This window comes from Lacinutrix undariae (genome assembly GCF_052934785.1).
This window is the reverse complement of sequence record NZ_CM128809.1, coordinates 941339-960353: the sequence shown is the minus strand read 5'-3', so window position 1 is coordinate 960353 and position 19015 is coordinate 941339. Positions and strand designations below refer to the sequence as shown.

The window sequence follows — 19015 nt, the reverse complement described above, 5'->3', positions numbered from 1 at the left end:
GTTAACAAAATTCTGCGGCAATTTTATCTACAATTGTTTGCGCTAATTTTTCTTTACTTTCAATTGTCCAACCAGCAACATGTGGTGTTAATATTACGTTTTCTGCAGCTATTAAATATTGAAATGCTTCTGGCATGTTTGATGAAAATAAATTCTCAAACGATGATTTTTCGTATTCCAAGACATCCAAACCGGCACCTAATATTTTGCCAGATTGTAATGCAGCTGTTAAATGAGCAGTTATTACACTTTTTCCACGAGCCGTATTAATAAACCAAAAAGGTTTTTTAAAGTTGTTAATAAAGGTCTCGTTTACCATATTGATAGTTAATGGTGTTTCGGGGATGTGTAAACTTAACACATCGGCTTTTTCTTGTAGTTCTTGTAAACTTACTTGTGTAGCATTGGTATCGCCAACATTCGGTTTTATGTCGTAACAAAGTACGGTAACCTCAAACCCACGTAATTTTTTAGCAAAGGCTTTTCCCATATTTCCGTAGCCTATTAAGCCTACGGTTTTGCCATCTAATTCTAATCCTCGATTATCTTCGCGTAACCATTTACCTTGTCTTACTTGGGTATCGGCTTTGTGTAGTTTATTAAATAAGGAAAGTAGCATGGCTAAACTATGCTCACCAACAGCGTTTCGGTTCCCTTCGGGAGCAGAGATTAAATGAATACCTTTTTGTTGGGCATAATCACAATCTATGTTTTCTAATCCGGCACCTACACGACCTATAAATTTTAGGTTGGTGGCTGCATCTAAAAATGTTTTATCTATGCTAAAACGACTTCTAATTATAAAGCCATCATAGTTTTTTATTTTATCTTGAATAGCTTCTTTTGAAGATGTATAATCTTCGTGATTGGTAAACCCTAAGTCGGTTAATTGCTGAATTAAAAGTGGGTGGTTAGAATCTAAATGTAGAATTTTCATAAGTTAAAATACTAATTTTGCGTTAGTGATTGCAGTAGAAATCCTTTTGCTTTTTTTGCAAAAGATTGTAGCGAAAAGCACGACCTGTAAAGGAACGTCCTAAAAACCTAAAATAAGTTTAGCGATTAGAAAATAAATTAATATTCCAAAAACATCATTACTTGTGGTAATAAACGGACCTGTTGCTACTGCGGGATCAATACCTCTTTTATCTAAAAAAATGGGGATAAATGTACCAATTAATGCGGCCATTACAATTACTGCAATTAGTGCTATTGCGATGGTTATTGAGACTAAATATTCGGTTCCAAAAACAAAATGACTCATCAATAAAGCGATTAACGCGATGGCTAAACCGTTTACCAAACCTAGTATAAGTTCTTTAAAAAGGCGTTTGTATATGTTTTCGTCTACGCTATTATTGGCGAGACCTTGTACTACAATTGCTGAGGATTGTACGCCTACGTTTCCGGCGGTTGCTTGTATTAATGGTACAAAACTAAGTAGAACTATAAATGCGCCCATTTCGCCATTAAAATGTTCAATAATACTTGCGGCACCAAGACCTCCAAACATTCCAATTAGTAACCATGGAAGTCGGGCTTTGGTGAGTTTCCAAATGCTATCATCGGCTTCAACACCTTGTGAGATACCGGCAGCCATTTGGTAATCTTTATCGGCTTCTTCACGTATTACATCAACGATATCATCAATGGTAATTCGGCCTAAAAGGGTTTGGTTGTCATCAACTACTGGGATGGCTTCCAAATCGTATTTTTGCATCACTTTTGCAACTTCTTCGGCGTCTTCATCAACAGTTACATAATCTACACTGGTTATGTAAATGTCTGCAATTTGCTGATCGCTTTTTGCTACAATTAAATCTTTTAGTGATAGGCGGCCTATGAGTTTGTCTTTTTTGTCAACAACGTAAATGGAGTGTACGCGTTTTACGTCTTGTGCTTGTGTTCTTATGCGTTGTAAGCATCCGGCAACCGTCCAGGTTTCATAAACTTTCACTAACTCTTTTCCCATAAGTCCACCTGCGGTGTCCTCGTCATAGGCTAAAAGCTCGGTGATTTCGGCTTTATGTTCAGAGTCTTCAATGTTTGAGATGACTTCTTGTTGACGATCTTCGGGAAGTTCGGCAATAATATCGGCAGCATCATCGGTATCTAATTCACCAATTTCGTCTGCAATTTCTTTTGCCGAAAGATTTTTTAAAACTTTTTCTCTATTGTCTTCATCAAGTTCCATTATCACATCTGATGTGGTTTCGGAATCTAGAAGTTTAATGATGTACATGGCATCATCAAGATCAATTTCATCTAGAATTTCGGCAATATCAGCGTAATGAAAATCATCTAAAAGCGTATGTAGCTCGTCATCACTTTGTGAGGAAATGAGGAGTTCTACTTGCGTGATGAGTTCATCGGATAATTCGAATTGAGAATTTTCTTTTTCTTCAGACATGAGATTTTTGTGATGTTTCACTCTGTCGAAATGACAATAAGCTTTAATTAGTTAATATCGTTTTGAATAAGTAGTGTTAGCTCTATAAATTGAGCGACACTTAATTGTTCTGGGCGTTGGTTAAAGATAACGTTTAGTCTTAATTCATCGGACAGGTTAAATGTCTTTAAACTGTTACGTAATGTTTTGCGACGTTGTTGAAATCCTTGTTTTACGACTCTAAAAAATAATTTCTCATCACACGGTAATGTGAAATTTTCTTTTCGTTTTAGTAGTAATACTCCTGAGTCTACTCTTGGTGGCGGATTAAATACCGTTGGTGGTACGGTAAATAAATATTCGGCATCATAAAAAGCTTGAGTAAGTACAGATAAAATACCGTATACTTTACTGCCTTCTTTAGAGCAGATACGAAGTGCGACTTCTTTTTGAAACATTCCTGAAAATTCAGGGATTTGATGGCGCATTTCCAAAGTTTTAAAGAGGATTTGCGACGATATATTGTATGGAAAGTTACCAATGATAGCAAAAGGCTCGTCATTAAAAACTTCGTTTAAATCGTATTTTAAAAAATCTTTCTCAATAATGCGGTCGGCAAGATTAAGGTAGTTAGCTTTTAAATAATCTACAGATTCAGAATCAATTTCAATAACATGTGTTTTAATATCTTTTTTTAATAGATACTTTGTAAGCACACCCATTCCTGGACCAATTTCTAGTACATGTTTATAGCCTGAAAATGATAGCGAGTTAGCGATGTCTTCTGCTATAGATTCGTCGGTTAAAAAATGTTGTCCTAAATGTTTTTTTGCTTTTACAGACATTGGTTTTATTGTATTTATGGATGTTAAAGGTAACTAGTATTATGTTGTTTTATTTAAATTCAACAGCATATTCGTCAACTATCTGAAGTTCGGTACGAAAAGCTAACATTTTGTCTCCAAATTTTTTAAATTCTTCGGCGTTTAGTTTATCTGCATCCTCTTTATGGAAAGCGGCTAAAGCTTCTTTTGAATACGAACGGTATTGAATAGAGTAGGTTTGACCTCCCATTTCTTCTTCAATTAAAACTTTGGTAAGTGTTGCTTTTTCAAATTTACCAGTTCCTAGTACTTTAGGAATATGAGCTTTAATCCAAGTTAGCCACTCATCGTGTACGCTATCGTCTATATTAACCGTGACGTTGTATATAATCATGTATGAAATGTTTTTGCAAATAACCGCAGTTCTTTTGTGAACATCAAAAGAGTTGTGCGTTTTTTTTATAATATAGTGTTATTTTTTTATAGTTCTTTTGAGGTTACTCAAGCATTCTTAAATTGTAACCTGATAGCTATTGATTATTAATTGATAGTATCTCCTCTTAGTTGCCTAAATTTTTTGCGGGCTTCAATAAAATAAATACTGTCTTCATGATTAAAAAGAATAGCCTCGTAAAGTGGTTTTGCTTTTTCAGGTTGATTGAGAACGGTATTGTATAATTCTGCTAAGAAATAATACGCATCATCAGCTAAAATATCATCTGGATAGTTGCTAATAATTGCGTTATAGTTTTTTATAGCATTATCATAATCTTTTTTGTCTTCATATAATTTAGCCTGTTTTAACAACGCTTGGTCTTCAATACTTTCGCCTTTATGTGTGGTTAAAATTGTACCTAATAATGTAATGGCTTCATCTGTTTTATTCTGAAATGCCATTAAATCGGCTTTGGCATATAGTTTTAGAGCTACTTGTAAAGAGTCTTCAAATTTATTATCTGAGATAAGTAATTTTAAATCTAATGCATCATTAGCGGTAAGTTGTGATGTTGAAGATTTTAATATTTTAAGTTGAGATTCTGCCCAATCAAAATCACCTTTATAATAACTTGTTTTCGCCACTTTAAAACGCGCATTCTGTGCAATGACGCTACTTTTTAATTCGGTTTGTATTTGCGAATAGTAAATTAAGGCTTCATTAAATTTCTCTTGATACACTAAAATATCTCCCAATTTCAATTTTACAGTCGCTTCTTGGTAGCTTGATAATGATAGTTTTAAAGTTTGTTTTAAAAATTTAGATGCGGCTTCTGGTTGATGAAGATGAAACGACATAAAATCTGCATAAGCAATTTGTAATGCTAAGGTTTGTGAGTATATCCCGTAGGTTTCAAATAGAGATTTGTATTTTTTATCAATTGATTGGTATGCTTTTTCAGTAGTAGCCGTTAGTGTTTCAATCTCCAAAAGATATTGTTCTACTCTTATGATACTTCCTGAGTTTTGTGTGTTTTTTAATACATAATTAAAAATTTCTGAAGAAAGATCATACTGTTTTGCTTCCATTGTGGTAATTGCCAATTGTACAATACGTCCTAAACTTTCTGGGTTTCTTCTAAAAAGTGCTTTTTCTTGTGTGAATGATTTTTGATAGGCTTTTTCTTGAACAAATAACCAACTTAATAAATCATACCAATAGACATCTGGTTGTGCTTGTAATTTTTTAAGCAGAATTTTTTTAAGGATAATATTGTTTTCAGCATTTGAATCTTCAGAAATAAACTCATTAAAAGCACGTTTTATAGTGTTTAAATATTCAGGTTTTTCTACCACATAATCTGCGTAATTGCTAAACATATCTTCAATATTTCCTTGCTCTCCATAAATTTGAGCCAATTGAATGCTGTAGTTTTTGTTAGGATCTAGTTGTTTTCCTTTTTTATAGGCTTCAATAGCAAAGTCTAAAAGAGAATGTGATTCAAATTGTCTTGCTACACTTGTTACATAAACGGGCTTTTCTTCTAGTTTTAAAATAGCATTTTTATAATATTTATCAGCAAGTTCTGGTTTTTGTTTTAATTGATAATTATAGCCTAATTCTACTAAATAAACTGGGTATGAGCTATTTTTAATACGCGACTTTAAAAGTGCCTCAGCGTCATCATATTGTTGTAATTGTTGGTGTGTTGCTACAAGGTTGAATAGGTAACGAAAACTTCCTGGTTTTTCGTTGTTTAATTTTTGATAAGCTAATAAAGCTTTTTCAAATTCTCCACGTTTAAAATAATCATCGGCAAGCGATTGATTTTGAGAAAATCCTAGAGCGCTCAATGCTAAAAAAAATAAAAGAAAATGCTTTTTCATAGTTCTAATTTATGTAAAAATAAGAAATGATAAGCGGAGTAGTGGTTACAATTATAAAAAAAATATGCCCAGACAAATGTCTAGGCATAATTAACGAAAATAAATGTGCTATTAACCATTATTTTTTTCAAAATGATTCAATTATCTCGTTTTAATAATTTCTTAAGGTGTTGCAGAATTATAATACGAAATTCATGAATATTTATTTAATAACAAAAAAAAACACTATAAATTCGTTAAACAACGTTGTTTTATAGCGTTTTATCGATTATTGTAAGTTTTTTCTTTCTTTTAAATTAGATTTTAGAGAATCCTGTGTAAGGAATTAATGCTTCAGGAATTTCAATACCGTCTGCAGTTTGGTAGTTTTCTAAAATTCCAGCAAGTACTCTTGGTAATGCTAAAGAACTCCCGTTAAGTGTGTGACATAATTGATTTTTTCCATCGGCATTTTTAAAGCGTAATTTTAAGCGGTTGGCTTGAAACGTTTCAAAATTAGATACAGATGAAATTTCTAACCAACGATCTTGTGCTGTTGAAAACACTTCAAAATCGTAAGTAATTGCAGATGTAAATCCTAAATCTCCACCACATAAGCGTAAAATACGGTATGGTAATTTTAAGTCTTCTAAAATAGTTTTTATGTGACTTACCATTTCGTCTAAAGCTTCATAAGAACGATCAGGATGTTCAACTCTTAATATTTCAACTTTATCAAATTGATGTAAGCGATTTAGTCCTCTTACGTGCGCACCATAACTTCCTGCTTCTCTTCTGAAGCAAGGTGTATAACCTGTAATTGCAATAGGCAAATCGGCTTCGTTAACTAATTCATCTCTAAATAAGTTAGTTGCTGGTACTTCGGCAGTTGGAATTAAATATAAATTATCTCCAGTTACATGATACATTTGTCCTTCTTTGTCTGGTAATTGTCCTGTTCCAAAACCTGAAGCTTCATTTACCAAGTGAGGTAATTGATATTCTGTGTATCCTGCAGCTGTGTTTTTATCTAAAAAGTAAGCAATTAATGCACGTTGTAATCTGGCACCTTTTCCTTTGTAAACTGGAAATCCTGCACCTGTAATTTTGTTTCCTAATTCAAAATTAATGATATCGTATTTTTTAGCTAATTCCCAATGTGGTACGGCTTCATCGTGTAATACAGGAATATCTCCATGTCTATAAATTTCTTCGTTTTCTTCATCCGAATTTCCTTTAGGAACAATAGGATTAGGTACGTTAGGAATTTTATATAGTAACTGAGTTAAGGCGTCTGTAGTTGTTGCTAGTTTTTCAGAAAGTCCTTTTGAGTCTTCTTTTAACTGGCTTGTTCTTTCTTTAAGTCCGTTTGCTTCTGCAGCTTTACCGGATTTGTACAAGTTTCCTATTTCTTTAGATAAACTATTAGATTCTGCTAGTATATTATCTAATTCTGTTTGTACGTTTTTGCGTTCTTCGTCTAAAGCAATTACGTTTTCAATCATTTCTGAAGCATCAATATTTCGAATTGCCATTCTATTGATGATATCTTCTTTGTTGTCTCTAATAAAAGGTACTTGTAGCATATATTTTATATGTGTTTACGAATTTTAGAGTATTTAAAATTCGGTGTGTAAAGGACAAATTTAAACAATTAGCTATAAAATTAGTCGAGTTTAGATGGTAAAATCCACTCGCTATGTTTAAAAATATCCCAAGGTACATTTGCAAGGTCTATTTTGGGGTCAATGAGTTGGTGTCTTGGCTTACCATTTATACTAATACGGCAGTTAACAAACACTTTTATAGCAGTCCCTTTTTTAGCAAATTCTTGTTTTAAATGTTGAGAAAATTGCCAGATAAAATCGGGTTTAGATCCAATACCTCGTTGTTGTTTCTTGGTAAGGTAATCGTCTAACTTTATAGGAATTGTTACGCCAGTTTCTTTATCTACAACTTTAAATCTTGAGAAACCACTTTTTGTTCTCAACATCATACGCCATGAGAGTCTGTGGCCTTCTTCTGTCCATAGTACATTATCTGTAATAACGTGTTGACGTAGCGGTAATGCTATTTGAAAGATAAAATATATTGAAAACAACCCGATGTAAAAATTACTGAATTTTGGTATTTTTATTTCAGATCCAGTATATAAAGGTTTTTTCTTTAAAAATTTACGTTGAATTATTTTAGGGTCGAAGAAAAATAAACAAAACGCTAAAGATAAGTATGGAAAAATCCCCACATGAAATACAAACGAGTTGAATAAATGAAAGAATATAGCTGCGTAAAAAGCTAATTTACGAGTGCGTTTCCAAAGTAATAATGGGATAATTAAACCATCAAATAAAATACCACCATAAATAATACCTTGGTGTACCCATTTATATTGTAAGAAATCTCCAATTAAAAAGAAGTGTTTTTTTGCCGACATCATTAATTGTATCACCGTACCATCTAACCAATCTGGATATAGTTTTGCGATAGATCCAAACGTGTATACAATAAAAAGTTGTAAGATAAATACGTATTTGCTCCATTGCGGCATTGAGCTACTTTTTATAGCTGGGTTTAGTTTTGCATCTACTGAGTAGTCTGTGTTTGCTGGCTGAAATACCATAATAGCACTTAAAAGCATCAATAGATAATAGTGATTATTATAAGATGATTTTTGCATAAAATAAGTTGCCGACCACATTAATGTAAACGCAAGCATACTCCATTTGTATTTGTAGCCTACCATTACAAAAAGTCCAAAAAGACCCATAATTGCATAATAAACGTACATGCCGTTTCCGGGAAGAGGTTGTAGCCATTCAAAACCTATAAAAGTAAAGGTGAATTTTGGTTCTACAAGGGTTTTTGTAACCCATCCTGTAAAAATAGCACCTACACTTTCAAGAAAAATAAGTGCGCCAAAAATCATTCTAAAAACAATTAAGGCACTATTATCAATATGTTTGAATAAAAAATTACGCATCTAATGTGTTTATAAACTGATGTGCATTTTGAGCATCAATTTTAAGTTGTGTTTTTAAAGCATCAACCGAACTAAATTTATGCTCGTCTCTTAGTCGTTTTAAAAGTTCTATTTTTAATGTTTTGTCGTATAAGTTTTCATCAACATCAAAAAAGTTAACCTCTATAGTTTGTGATGTACCATTAACGGTTGGGTTAGTTCCTATATTCATCATCCCATAAATAGTGGAGTTATGCAGTGTAGATTTTACAATGTAAACACCGTTCTTAGGAATAAGTTTATAATTTTCTTCAATATGAATATTAGCTGTAGGATAACCTATTTGTTTACCTAAGCCTTTTCCTTTCACTACTGTTCCAGTAAGGTAGTATGAGTAACCTAAGTATGAATTTGCAACCGCTATTTCTCCGTTATTGAGTGCGGTTCTAATTTTTGTTGAACTTACGGCAACATCCTCAATGTCTTGTGCCGAAATTTCTTCAACTTCAAAACCAAACTCTTTACCAAAAGCTTTTAAATCATTAATGTTTGCACTTCGGTTTTTTCCAAAATGATGGTCGTAACCAATAATAATATGTTTTGCGTTTAGTTGATCAACCAGAATATTTTTAACATAATCATATGCTGAAAGGTTAGAAAAATCTGTAGTAAATTTTTGAGTAATTAAATGGTTAAGGTCTGTTTGCGATAAGATATTTTGTCGCTCAGTAATCGTGTTTAAAAGTTTAATATTTGTATCACTTTGCAAAACCATTCTGGGGTGTGGAAAAAACGTTAATACTAAAGATTTTAGTGTTTTTTCTTTGCCAACTTTTATAAGTCGGTTAATAATTTTTTGGTGACCAATATGTACACCGTCAAATGTGCCTATTGTAATTACCGAAGGTTCTTTTGTGTAAGAATTTAAAGATGTGTGCAGTTTCAAAAGGCAATTATATTTTTTGTAAAAATAACCATTAAAATACGGATAATAAAAAAGAGGATTGAAATTTTCAATCCTCTTTTTGGTATTATAAAAAAGCTTCTTTTTTATCTTTTGATAAACTGTAAAGTTGTAGATGTATTTTCTTTAGAAATTCTAATAAAATACATTCCGTTACTTAAAGCAGAAGAGTTAATTGTTAAGTCTGCACTGTTTGAAATTGACTTTCTGTTGATAATTTGACCAAGCATATTGTAAATTTCGTAAGTATCAGGTAAATCGTTAGCATCTCCTAATTTAATAGTTAATTGAGTAGATGTTGGATTTGGGTATAAAGAAATACTGTTTTCTAATTCAAAAGAATCTACAGATAATAGTGTTGATTGAATACCAAAATAATATGTTCCTGCAAGACCTTGAGTTATTGTAGCTATTAGTTTTGCATCCGTTAAGAATGTTCCAACTGTTGTTGCTACAATTTCTCCTGTTGTTGCATTTTTAACGTAAATATCATCTCTATCATTTCCAGTAGCAGTTTCCCATGCAGATAATTCATCTTCTGTAAAGTAAAATTCTACATTAGCTGTACCAGCTCCTGTATTTGTAGGTGTTATATCAAAAGTTTTAGCTGTAACATAGTTTTCTACATTAGCTGCGTTTAATTGTACTGCAGCAGAACCAGCAGAAGTTATACTTCTTGATACTGTTACTTCTGTACATCCATAATCAAAAGCAGCAGTGTTGCTAATTAATAACATTACGTTTCCAGATGTTGGGTCTAATGCATAAAGATTACCTTGATCATTAATGTTAACATTATCAGGAGCAGCTGTATTTACATCTTCTTGTACTCCAATAGTAGAGCTGCTTGTAATTGTAAGTGTATCAAAACCTAATCCTAATTCGTCAGTAACATTATGATGTCTTATAACAAAATGGCCTGTGGCTCCAGCTAAAGCAGGTACGTTGTGAGTTCTTAATTCTGTTCCGTTAGCAGGAATTTCTCTATTGTTTTCTAAAACAGTACCAGCAATTATAGTTGCTGTAGACGTAATATCTGTTGCGAAATATATAGAATAGTGTTCTTTGTAATATGTATCATTATCAATAGATCCAATTATATAAGAAAAATTAACATCAGTAGCATTACTTGGTATTGTCATTTCAGGACTAATTAAATAATTGTCTGGAGTTAATGCACCAACGTTGCCAGCAGTAGCAGCAGTAAATAGATCATAAGACTCACTTAAAGCCATAACTCCTGAATACTGGTGGGTTGTAGTGTCAAAATTAAAACCTGTAGAATTATAAATTCCCCAGGTAAAAGTGTCTCCATCGGCATCAATAATAGACCATCCAGTAACATCTTCAAAATCTTCAAAAAGAATATCTGTAGTTGTTGCTCCTCCTCCAAAAGGAAGACCAAGTACTGTTTCATCGTTAGTTATTGATACTTCATAAGTATTTGTTGAAGCTACAGCATCTCCTGTAGTTGTAACAGCAATTGATAATATAATAGTTTCGTTTGGTTCAATAAATGAATCATTATAAATTCTAAGCGTTACAGCGTTACTAGGTGTTGTTGATCCGTTAGCAAAAGTCACTATATTGTTTAATAAATCAAAATCTTTACCTATAGTTGCAGTACCAGTTGTAGATACAGTTGCTGTAACAGCAGCAGTACTAGCGCTAGATAATGTAACATCAACAATAAAATCTTGGTAAGCACATTCGCTACCTTCAATTACTGATCCAGGTGATGTAGATCCAAATTTAACTATTGGAGAAGCGTTACATACATCAGAATTTGCTAAACTCATTCTTCTTGGAGAGTTAGACATTACAGCTGTAATTCTGGCTTTTTGATCTGTAGTAAATGTATTTAAACAGGTATCATTACTATAGTCCATATAGTTTTCAATCATGTCATTTCCTGCTGAAGATGGACAAGTATCTTTGTTTGAAGGACATCCTGATGTTTCTCCTGAAGCATTAGGTGTATCATCACAGAAATCATCTGCACTACAATCTCCATCTCCCCAAATATGACGTAATCCAAAGAAGTGACCTGCTTCGTGAGTTAATGTTCTTCCTCTTGCGTAAACCCCTCCTGTTGGATTTGGGTTTGCAGTAGATCCTACAGAAGATGCAATAATAGCAATACCATCTGTATTGGCTGCACCACCGTTAGCATTTAATCCTGATAATCCAGAAGTACTAGGAAATTGTGCATAACCTAATAAAGATCCTACAGATGCATTTTGTATATCGGCTAACACCCATACATTCATATACCTTGTTGGATCCCATTGGGTGTTTGGTTTTATTGTACTGTTTATGTAAGTATCAAATCTTTGATCATCTCCATATGTGGTAATTCTATTAATACCTGGTTCAGCTAAGTCATTCCCATTAGGGTCAACTACAGCTGCACAAAATTGTAATTCGGTATCTGCAGCAACACTATAAGAACTTCCTGCTAAGTTTCCGAAATCTATATTTAATTGACTTATTTGTGCGTTAATTAATGTTTGAGATACATTATCAGCACCAGATCCATCAGTAATAATATGAAAGATGATAGGAACTGTTTTGACTGCGGTAACACTTCTTTGAGATGAACTAGTTTTATTTGCTGCTATTTTAGAAGCTAACCAGTTTTCAAATTCTTTATTTGTTGCTCTTTTTGGAAATTTAGTTTGTAATGCTTCTTCGTTTTCAACGGTTGTACATCTGGCAAATTCATCTGAATTTTGTTGAGAATTCTTGCTTTTGCTGATGTTTAAGTTGCTAACGTTTGCTTTAGTTACTGGCACTCTGTTTTGTGATAAAACAGTTAATGGCAAGCATAAAAAAGACATTAACAAGTACTTTAATGTAATTTTTTTCATGTTTTTTTTTGTAAAATTTCTTATTTTAGGGAAATATAGGGCTTAAATGTACAAAAAAAGCATAAGGTTTTTTGTTAAAAATCACACTATCGTATGTTAAATTTTATTTACCATTGAATGAATTCATTGTGTTATTTATACCAGCAGTACCAAAAGACTTGATTATTTGATAAGATTTTTCTAAACGTTCTGAGAGTTTATCATTTTCTTCCGAAGTCCATTCGCCTAAAACATAATCTACTTGTCTTCCAGATGTAAAAGCATCACTAATTCCAAATCTAAAGCGATTATATTTTGTGGTTCCTAATTTTAATTGAATGTCTTTTAGTCCGTTATGTCCACCATCGCTCCCTTTGGTTTTTATTCTTAAACTTCCAAATGGTAAGTTTAAATCATCGGTAATTACCAATAAGTTTTCTAAGGGGATTTTTTCTTTTGTAAGCCAATATAATACTGCTTTTCCACTTAAATTCATGTAAGTGTTTGGCTTTAGTAATATAAAGGTGCGCCCTTTAAATTTGTAGGTACACAAATCACCTAGTTTTTGTGTTTCAAATTTTAAATCTTCTTTTTCTGCTAGATAATCTAAAGCTTTAAAGCCAATATTATGTCGTGTATTGGCATATTCGCTTCCTAGATTTCCGAGTCCAACAATAAGGAATTTTTTCATAAAAATAAGATGCTGTAAGTTTAAAAGGAATTGTTTTAGTGTGTAAAAATAAAAAAAGCATCCCGATTTATCAGGATGCTTTTGGTATAAACTAAAGTTTATGAGTTTTATGCTTCTGCTTCTGCAGTTTCTTCATCATCATCAGAAACTACACTGTTTCTAGAACGTCTTACTTGACAAACAACAGTGTTGTCTGGGTGTAAGAATGTGTAAGCTTCGTTTTCTAAAGTAGTAATGTATAATTTTGCACCAATTTTTAAAGGTGTAATATCAGCTTCTACAAAATCAGGAAGATTTGCAGGAATTGCTTTTACTTTTACTTTACGTAAATTCTTTCTTAATACACCACCGTTTAAAACACCTTTAGATGTTCCGATAACGTGTACAGGAATTTCCATAGTAATTTCTTTATCTTCAAATAACTGGTAGAAATCTACGTGTAAAATTCTATCTGTTACTGGGTGAAACTGGATATCTTGCATAATTGCATTATAAGTAGTTCCGTTTTCTAGAGCAATCACAACTGTATGCGCATTAGGCGTGTATACTAGTTTAGAGAATGCTAACTCAGCTGTTGTAAAGTGAACTGGTTTGTCTCCTCCGTATAATACGCAAGGAACCTGACCAGCATTACGTAAGGCTTTTGTTGCTTTTTTACCTACGCTTTCTCTTTGAGATCCGTTAATTGTTATTGACTTCATTGTTTAAATATATAATTGTTATTAATATTATTTTTTAATCATTATTGGGATCTTATATAAACCCGTTAATGAGATTACATTACAAATTTCGAACTAATCGATTTGTTATAATGTACATTTTGCATTACTTCCGAAAAGAGTTCAGCGCAACTTAAAACTTTTATCTTTTTACTTTCTTGTTTTAAAGGAATAGAATCTGTTACAATTAATTCTTCTAATTTAGAATTTTCAAGTTTTTCGTAAGCTTCACCAGATAATATTGGGTGTGTACAAATAGCTCTTACACTAAGTGCGCCACGCTCCATCATTAAATCGGCAGCTTTAGTTAATGTTCCTGCAGTATCAACCATATCATCTACAAGTACTACATTTTTTCCTGTAACATCACCAATAAGTTCCATGTGAGAAATCACATTAGCTTTAGCGCGTTGTTTGTAGCAAATTACTACATCACTTTTTAAGGCCTTAGAGTAAGCATAAGCTCTTTTTGAACCTCCCATATCTGGAGATGCAATAGTAAGGTTATCTAAATTTAAAGACTTTAAGTAAGGAAGAAATATTGTTGAAGCAAATAAATGATCAACAGGTTTTTCAAAAAATCCTTGAATTTGATCTGCGTGTAAATCCATGGTTATTATACGAGTTGCTCCTGCAGCTTCTAGCATTTTAGCTACTAATTTTGCTGCAATTGGGACTCTAGGCTTGTCTTTACGGTCTTGTCTTGCCCATCCAAAATAAGGTAAAACGGCAGTTATATGTCTCGCAGAAGCACGCTTTGCGGCATCTAACATTAATAACATCTCCATTAAATTTTCTGGACCTGGGTTTGTTGAACCTATAATAAATGTACGTGTTCCACGGATAGACTCTTCGTAAGACGGTTGAAACTCACCATCACTGTAAGTTGAAGTGATAACGTTTCCTAGTTTTACGCCAAAATGAGTAGCGATTTTTTCAGCAAGAGCGGTACTTTGAGTACATGCAAAAATTTTAGCTTCTGTATTTAAATTAGGCATTGTTAATAGGTTGTTTTGTAATGAGTTAAAACGATTTTCTGTAATAAGTTGCAAATTTAGGGATTTATTTGGCGTGAAAAAAGCATAAAAGCTACTATTTTAATTGTTTCTACTGAAATATTTTATAATTTTGCAATCTGCTAAGCTCAAGTGGTGGAATTGGTAGACACGTTGGATTCAAAATCCAATTCTTCGGAGTGCGGGTTCGATTCCCGCCTTGAGTACAAATAAAACCTCGACTATTAAATGTGTAATAGTTGAGGTTTTTTTATGCCTAGTTTTTATACCCCCCTTCATGTTAGAGGATTTTCTCTATAAATTTATTTGGTTATCAGTTGTTTAATAATTTGCTTGGTTTACTAGAGGTGTTTATTGGTTAATTTGTTTTATTTTTAAGCCTCCTAATTAAAATTATAATAATAAAATGAGCAAAAAAACATACTTAGTCCTTATTGCAGCTGTTTCTGCTTTAGGAGGATTACTATTTGGATATGATACAGGTGTAATTAATGGAGCACAATTTTACCTTACAGAATATTTTGACTTAAGTGATGCATTAAAAGGTTGGGTTGTTGGTAGTGCTCTTTTGGGGTGTTTTATTGGAGCTATCATAGCAGGACCATTAAGTATTAAAATAGGAAGAAAATGGTCTCTAATCATTTCAGCTATATTTTTCTCTTTGTCTGCTTATGGATCCGGTTTGCCAGAATTATTCCCGCAAACAGTAAGTATGTTGGTGTTTTTTAGGATACTAGGAGGTTTAGGGATTGGTGTAGCATCAATGAATGCGCCAATGTATATTGCAGAAATTGCACCGTCAAATATTAGGGGTAGAATGGTTACTTATTATCAATTAGCTATTGTAATTGGCTTTTTTGTGGTGTTTCTAGCGACGTATTATATAGGAAAAGATTTAACGGTTGAAGAGAATATTGCTTTTGGATGGCGTCAAATGTTTTGGTCGGAGCTAATACCAAGTCTTTTATTTCTAATATTATTATTCTTTGTTCCTAAAAGTCCAAGATGGTTGGCTTTAAGAGGAAATGATGATGAAGCATTAATGGTGTTAAAAAAAATAAATGAAGATGAAAAAGATGCTTTAAAAGAGATAAACCTTATTAAAAAATCTTTAAACGAAGATAATGACGGTATAAAGGTGAGTTATTTTTCTAAAGCAATTTTTGTAATTATTGCAATTGGTACAGTACTTTCGATGCTTCAACAATTTACAGGTATTAATGCTGTATTATATTATGGTGCAGATATTTTTGAAAAAGCATTAGGTTTTGGTAAAGAAGATGTATTAGCTCAACAAATACTGTTAGCATTTGTAAACTTAGTATTTACATTTGTCGCTATGTTTACTGTAGATAAATTTGGAAGAAAACCTCTATTGTATATTGGTTCTATAGGAATGGTTGTTGGGTTCTTGCTTTTAGGTGTTAGTTTACAACAAGAAAGTGTAGGTATGGTTTCTTTAATAGGAGTACTTATTTTTATTGCTTCATTTGCATTATCTATGGGGCCTGTGGTTTGGGTTTTATTATCAGAAATGTTTCCAAATAAAATAAGAAGTGTAGCGATGTCTGTAGCCGTAGCGGCACAATGGGCAGCAAATTATGTTGTATCACAATCTTTTCCTGTTGTTATGGGAAGTGAAACAAACATTAGTGCACCATGGAATGGCTCTTTGCCTTACTTTATTTTTATTGCGTTTATATTAATTATCGTATTTGTTACCTATAAATTTATTCCTGAAACAAAAGGGAAATCTCTTGAAGAGATTGAGTCTTTTTGGAAATAATATTTAAGTAATTTTTAAATAAAAAAAAGCTTCAATTAATTTTGAAGCTTTTTTTTTGTCTATTATAATCGTTTAATAACATGAGTAACAATTCCCCAGATTTGGAAGTTATTGTCTTCAGTAACCGGAATAGGATCGTAAGCAGGATTTTCAGGAAGCAAACACACGCCTTCTTTAGAAACACTTAAACGTTTTACTGTAAATTCGCCATCTATAAAACAAACTGCAATTTTATCGTGCTCTGGGTTTAAACTTTTATCAACTACCAATAAATCTCCGTCATCCAAACCTGCACCAATCATTGATTGCCCGCTTACTTTAGCATAAAATGTAGCTTCTTTATTTCTAACTAAAGTTTTATCTAAACTAATTTTAGACTCTTTAAAGTCATCTGCTGGAGAAGGAAAACCTGCCGAAATTCCTGTATGTGCTAACATAATCTCTAAAGGATCATCCGCATCGGGCGTAAAGAATTCTAAAGCATTTTTTGGGGTTAAGAATTTTATTGACATTTTACAGTGAGTATTTCGTTAATATTTGTTGTGTATCGTGGCGATAAGTGTTCTTGACGCATTTTCCAGGTGCGTTTTAAATCTTGATTGCCTAATTTTATTTTATAAGTTTCGTATTTTTCATTAAGCTTGTCAATCACCTGCATTAATGGTTTGTGTTTTGGATTTTCATACTGAAATAAATTAAGCTGATGATTGCTTGTAGGAACTAATCCTGTTACAATAACACCCGCTCGTTTATATTTTATACCAGTTTTAAACATGGAAGATACAGCTTTTACCGCATAATTACTTATAATTAATGACGAGTCCGTTGGGTAAGGTATAGGAATCATCTTACTTACGCGATGTTGAGATGCTTCTGTTTTATGACTATCGCTACTTAATAATACAATAATAGCGTGGCAACTTGAGTGTTGTTTACGTAATTTTTCGGCACAACTTGTAGCAAATGTTGAGATGCGTTCTTTAATATTATCAACATCTGAATAGGTGTACTCAAAACTCCTTGTAGTTGCTATAGATTGTTTAGGCTCTCTATAGTCTAAGGGTAATTTTGAAATTCCTTCTAGTTCTTTTTTTAGGCGCCATTCGGTAATAGAAAATTCTTTTTTTACCCAATCATCAGAAAGTTGTGTAAAATCATAAGCGGTATTACAATTTTTAGCTTTCAAACGTCTTTGTAAACGGCGACCAATACCCCAAACGTCTTCAATTTTTAACCATTTTAAAGTTTTAATTCTTTTTTCTTCGGAATCTATAATATGTACATGATTGGTTTTCTTCGGAAATTTTCTAGCCACTTTATTAGCGGCTTTTGCAAGTGCTTTTGTTGGAGCAATTCCTACAGATGTTGGAATTCCGGTCCATTTATAAATGCGATCTCGCATCTCTTTTCCGTAAACCTTAAAATCATAAGCTTCAAAACCTTTAAATTCTAAAAAAGCTTCGTCAATACTATACACTTCTATATCCGGACTAAACTGAGATAAAATAGACATCACTCTGCTACTCATATCACCGTATAGTGGATAATTAGAAGAAAATACGTTAATATTATTGGCTTTAAAAAAAGCATCATATTTAAATGCCGGCGCACCCATGGGTAAACCCAATGCTTTGGCTTCATCACTACGCGCAATTACACAACCATCATTATTTGATAAAATAGCAACAGGTTTATTGTTGAGTTGTGGCTGAAAAACGCGTTCGCAAGAGGCGTAAAAATTATTACAATCTACAAGTGCAAACATGCTGCGAAATTAGCTTAAAAAAGATGAATATTTAACGTTTTTGGAAGTGTCATTGTGTTAAATTTAATTTTGTGTCATGTTTATTAATTGTAACTTTGAATTTACCCAATAGAAATACTAATTATGCTTGACGAATTTTTGATAAATCTACAATATGGAATGTATCATGTGCTAAATATAAAAGCTTATGATCACATATTATTCTTAATCGTTTTATCGGTGCCTTACTTATTTAAAGACTGGAAACGAATCTTGTTTTTAATCACAATATTTACCTTAGGGCATACGGTGTCTTTAGCGTTGGCAACCTATAATATTATAAATGTAAATAGTAAAGTAACAGCGTTTTTAATTCCTGTAACCATTTTTATTGTTGCATTATATAATGTGTTTACAGCTGGTAAAAAAGCACAAAACGAAAAAGTAGGTATCTTATTTTTTGCAACATTATTTTTAGGGCTAATTCATGGATTAGGCTATGTTGGAATTTTTGAATCGACTATAAAAAGTACAGATAATAAATTTTTATCACTACTGGAAATCTCTTTAGGAATTCAAATAGGTCAAATTATTGTTGGTTTTATAGTGATTTTTCTAGGGTTTTTATGTCAAACTATATTTAGGTTTTCTAAACGTGATTGGGTAATGGTGATTTCGGCAGTAGTTATAGGGGTACTTATTCCTATGTTAATTCGTTTAGGTGTTTTCTCTTAAAAAATAATTTCAACAGTAATTTTGATAAAACTTTAACG

16 protein-coding genes and 1 tRNA gene are annotated in these 19015 nt (G+C 32.5%); 3 read left to right on the top strand and 14 right to left on the bottom strand.

The window, feature by feature from the left end:
- Position 1 precedes the first annotated feature (1 nt).
- The 12 genes from ACU4C5_RS04305 to ACU4C5_RS04250 all read right to left on the bottom strand — a co-directional run bounded on the left by ACU4C5_RS04305 (position 2) and on the right by ACU4C5_RS04250 (position 14694).
- Positions 2 to 937 carry a 2-hydroxyacid dehydrogenase gene (locus tag ACU4C5_RS04305; RefSeq protein WP_446845828.1) on the bottom strand — a complete coding sequence of 312 codons (936 nt, stop codon included), beginning with the start codon at positions 935 to 937 and terminating at the stop codon, positions 2 to 4.
- A 99-nt stretch (positions 938 to 1036) separates the two neighbouring features.
- Positions 1037 to 2410, bottom strand: coding sequence for a magnesium transporter (mgtE, locus tag ACU4C5_RS04300; RefSeq protein WP_446845826.1), 1374 nt, complete (start codon positions 2408 to 2410; stop codon positions 1037 to 1039).
- A gap of 47 nt (positions 2411 to 2457) precedes the next feature.
- Positions 2458 to 3234, bottom strand: coding sequence for a 16S rRNA (adenine(1518)-N(6)/adenine(1519)-N(6))-dimethyltransferase RsmA (rsmA, locus tag ACU4C5_RS04295; protein WP_446845825.1), 777 nt, complete (start codon positions 3232 to 3234; stop codon positions 2458 to 2460).
- Positions 3235 to 3283: 49 nt separating this feature from the next.
- Positions 3284 to 3607 (bottom strand): DUF4286 family protein, encoded by a 324-nt coding sequence (locus ACU4C5_RS04290; protein WP_446845824.1) that lies wholly within the window; start codon positions 3605 to 3607, stop codon positions 3284 to 3286.
- A 146-nt stretch (positions 3608 to 3753) separates the two neighbouring features.
- Positions 3754 to 5535 carry a tetratricopeptide repeat protein gene (locus ACU4C5_RS04285; protein WP_446845823.1) on the bottom strand — a complete coding sequence of 594 codons (1782 nt, stop codon included), beginning with the start codon at positions 5533 to 5535 and terminating at the stop codon, positions 3754 to 3756.
- A 296-nt stretch (positions 5536 to 5831) separates the two neighbouring features.
- Positions 5832 to 7100 (bottom strand): serine--tRNA ligase, encoded by a 1269-nt coding sequence (gene serS, locus ACU4C5_RS04280; protein WP_446845822.1) that lies wholly within the window; start codon positions 7098 to 7100, stop codon positions 5832 to 5834.
- 80 nt (positions 7101 to 7180) lie between these two features.
- Complete coding sequence (locus ACU4C5_RS04275) at positions 7181 to 8494, bottom strand: HTTM domain-containing protein (protein ID WP_446845821.1); 1314 nt, start codon at positions 8492 to 8494, stop codon at positions 7181 to 7183.
- Positions 8487 to 9419, bottom strand: a complete 933-nt coding sequence (locus ACU4C5_RS04270) for a bifunctional riboflavin kinase/FAD synthetase (RefSeq protein WP_446845820.1) — start codon at positions 9417 to 9419, stop codon at positions 8487 to 8489. Before ACU4C5_RS04270 ends, ACU4C5_RS04275 begins: the two co-directional genes overlap by 8 nt.
- Positions 9420 to 9523: 104 nt before the next feature.
- Positions 9524 to 12307, bottom strand: a complete 2784-nt coding sequence (locus ACU4C5_RS04265) for a M43 family zinc metalloprotease (RefSeq protein ID WP_446845819.1) — start codon at positions 12305 to 12307, stop codon at positions 9524 to 9526.
- Between the two features lie 103 nt (positions 12308 to 12410).
- The gene (pth, locus tag ACU4C5_RS04260; RefSeq protein ID WP_446845818.1) at positions 12411 to 12977 is read right to left on the bottom strand and encodes an aminoacyl-tRNA hydrolase; all 567 of its coding nucleotides are present in this window, start codon (positions 12975 to 12977) and stop codon (positions 12411 to 12413) included.
- 107 nt (positions 12978 to 13084) lie between these two features.
- A complete protein-coding gene (locus tag ACU4C5_RS04255; protein WP_446845817.1) occupies positions 13085 to 13678 on the bottom strand; it encodes a 50S ribosomal protein L25/general stress protein Ctc in 594 nt (197 codons plus the stop codon).
- 74 nt (positions 13679 to 13752) lie between these two features.
- Positions 13753 to 14694 carry a ribose-phosphate pyrophosphokinase gene (locus ACU4C5_RS04250; protein WP_446846424.1) on the bottom strand — a complete coding sequence of 314 codons (942 nt, stop codon included), beginning with the start codon at positions 14692 to 14694 and terminating at the stop codon, positions 13753 to 13755.
- Positions 14695 to 14838: 144 nt separating this feature from the next.
- Here ACU4C5_RS04250 and ACU4C5_RS04245 point away from each other — a divergent pair.
- Positions 14839 to 14918: transfer RNA gene (locus tag ACU4C5_RS04245), tRNA-Leu, on the top strand.
- 200 nt (positions 14919 to 15118) lie between these two features.
- Positions 15119 to 16498: a sugar porter family MFS transporter gene (locus tag ACU4C5_RS04240; RefSeq protein ID WP_446845816.1), complete on the top strand. Its 1380-nt coding sequence runs from the start codon at positions 15119 to 15121 to the stop codon at positions 16496 to 16498.
- A gap of 62 nt (positions 16499 to 16560) precedes the next feature.
- Here the strand turns inward: ACU4C5_RS04240 and ACU4C5_RS04235 are convergent, their stop codons facing one another.
- A complete protein-coding gene (locus ACU4C5_RS04235; RefSeq protein ID WP_446845815.1) occupies positions 16561 to 17010 on the bottom strand; it encodes a LexA family protein in 450 nt (149 codons plus the stop codon).
- On the bottom strand, positions 17001 to 18263 hold the full coding sequence (locus ACU4C5_RS04230; protein ID WP_446845814.1) for a Y-family DNA polymerase: 1263 nt from the start codon (positions 18261 to 18263) through the stop codon (positions 17001 to 17003). The genes ACU4C5_RS04235 and ACU4C5_RS04230 overlap by 10 nt, the downstream gene beginning before the upstream one ends.
- 123 nt (positions 18264 to 18386) lie before the next feature.
- Between ACU4C5_RS04230 and ACU4C5_RS04225 the strand changes: the two genes are divergently transcribed.
- Positions 18387 to 18977, top strand: coding sequence for a HupE/UreJ family protein (locus tag ACU4C5_RS04225; RefSeq protein ID WP_446845813.1), 591 nt, complete (start codon positions 18387 to 18389; stop codon positions 18975 to 18977).
- The last annotated feature ends 38 nt before the right edge of the window (positions 18978 to 19015 follow it).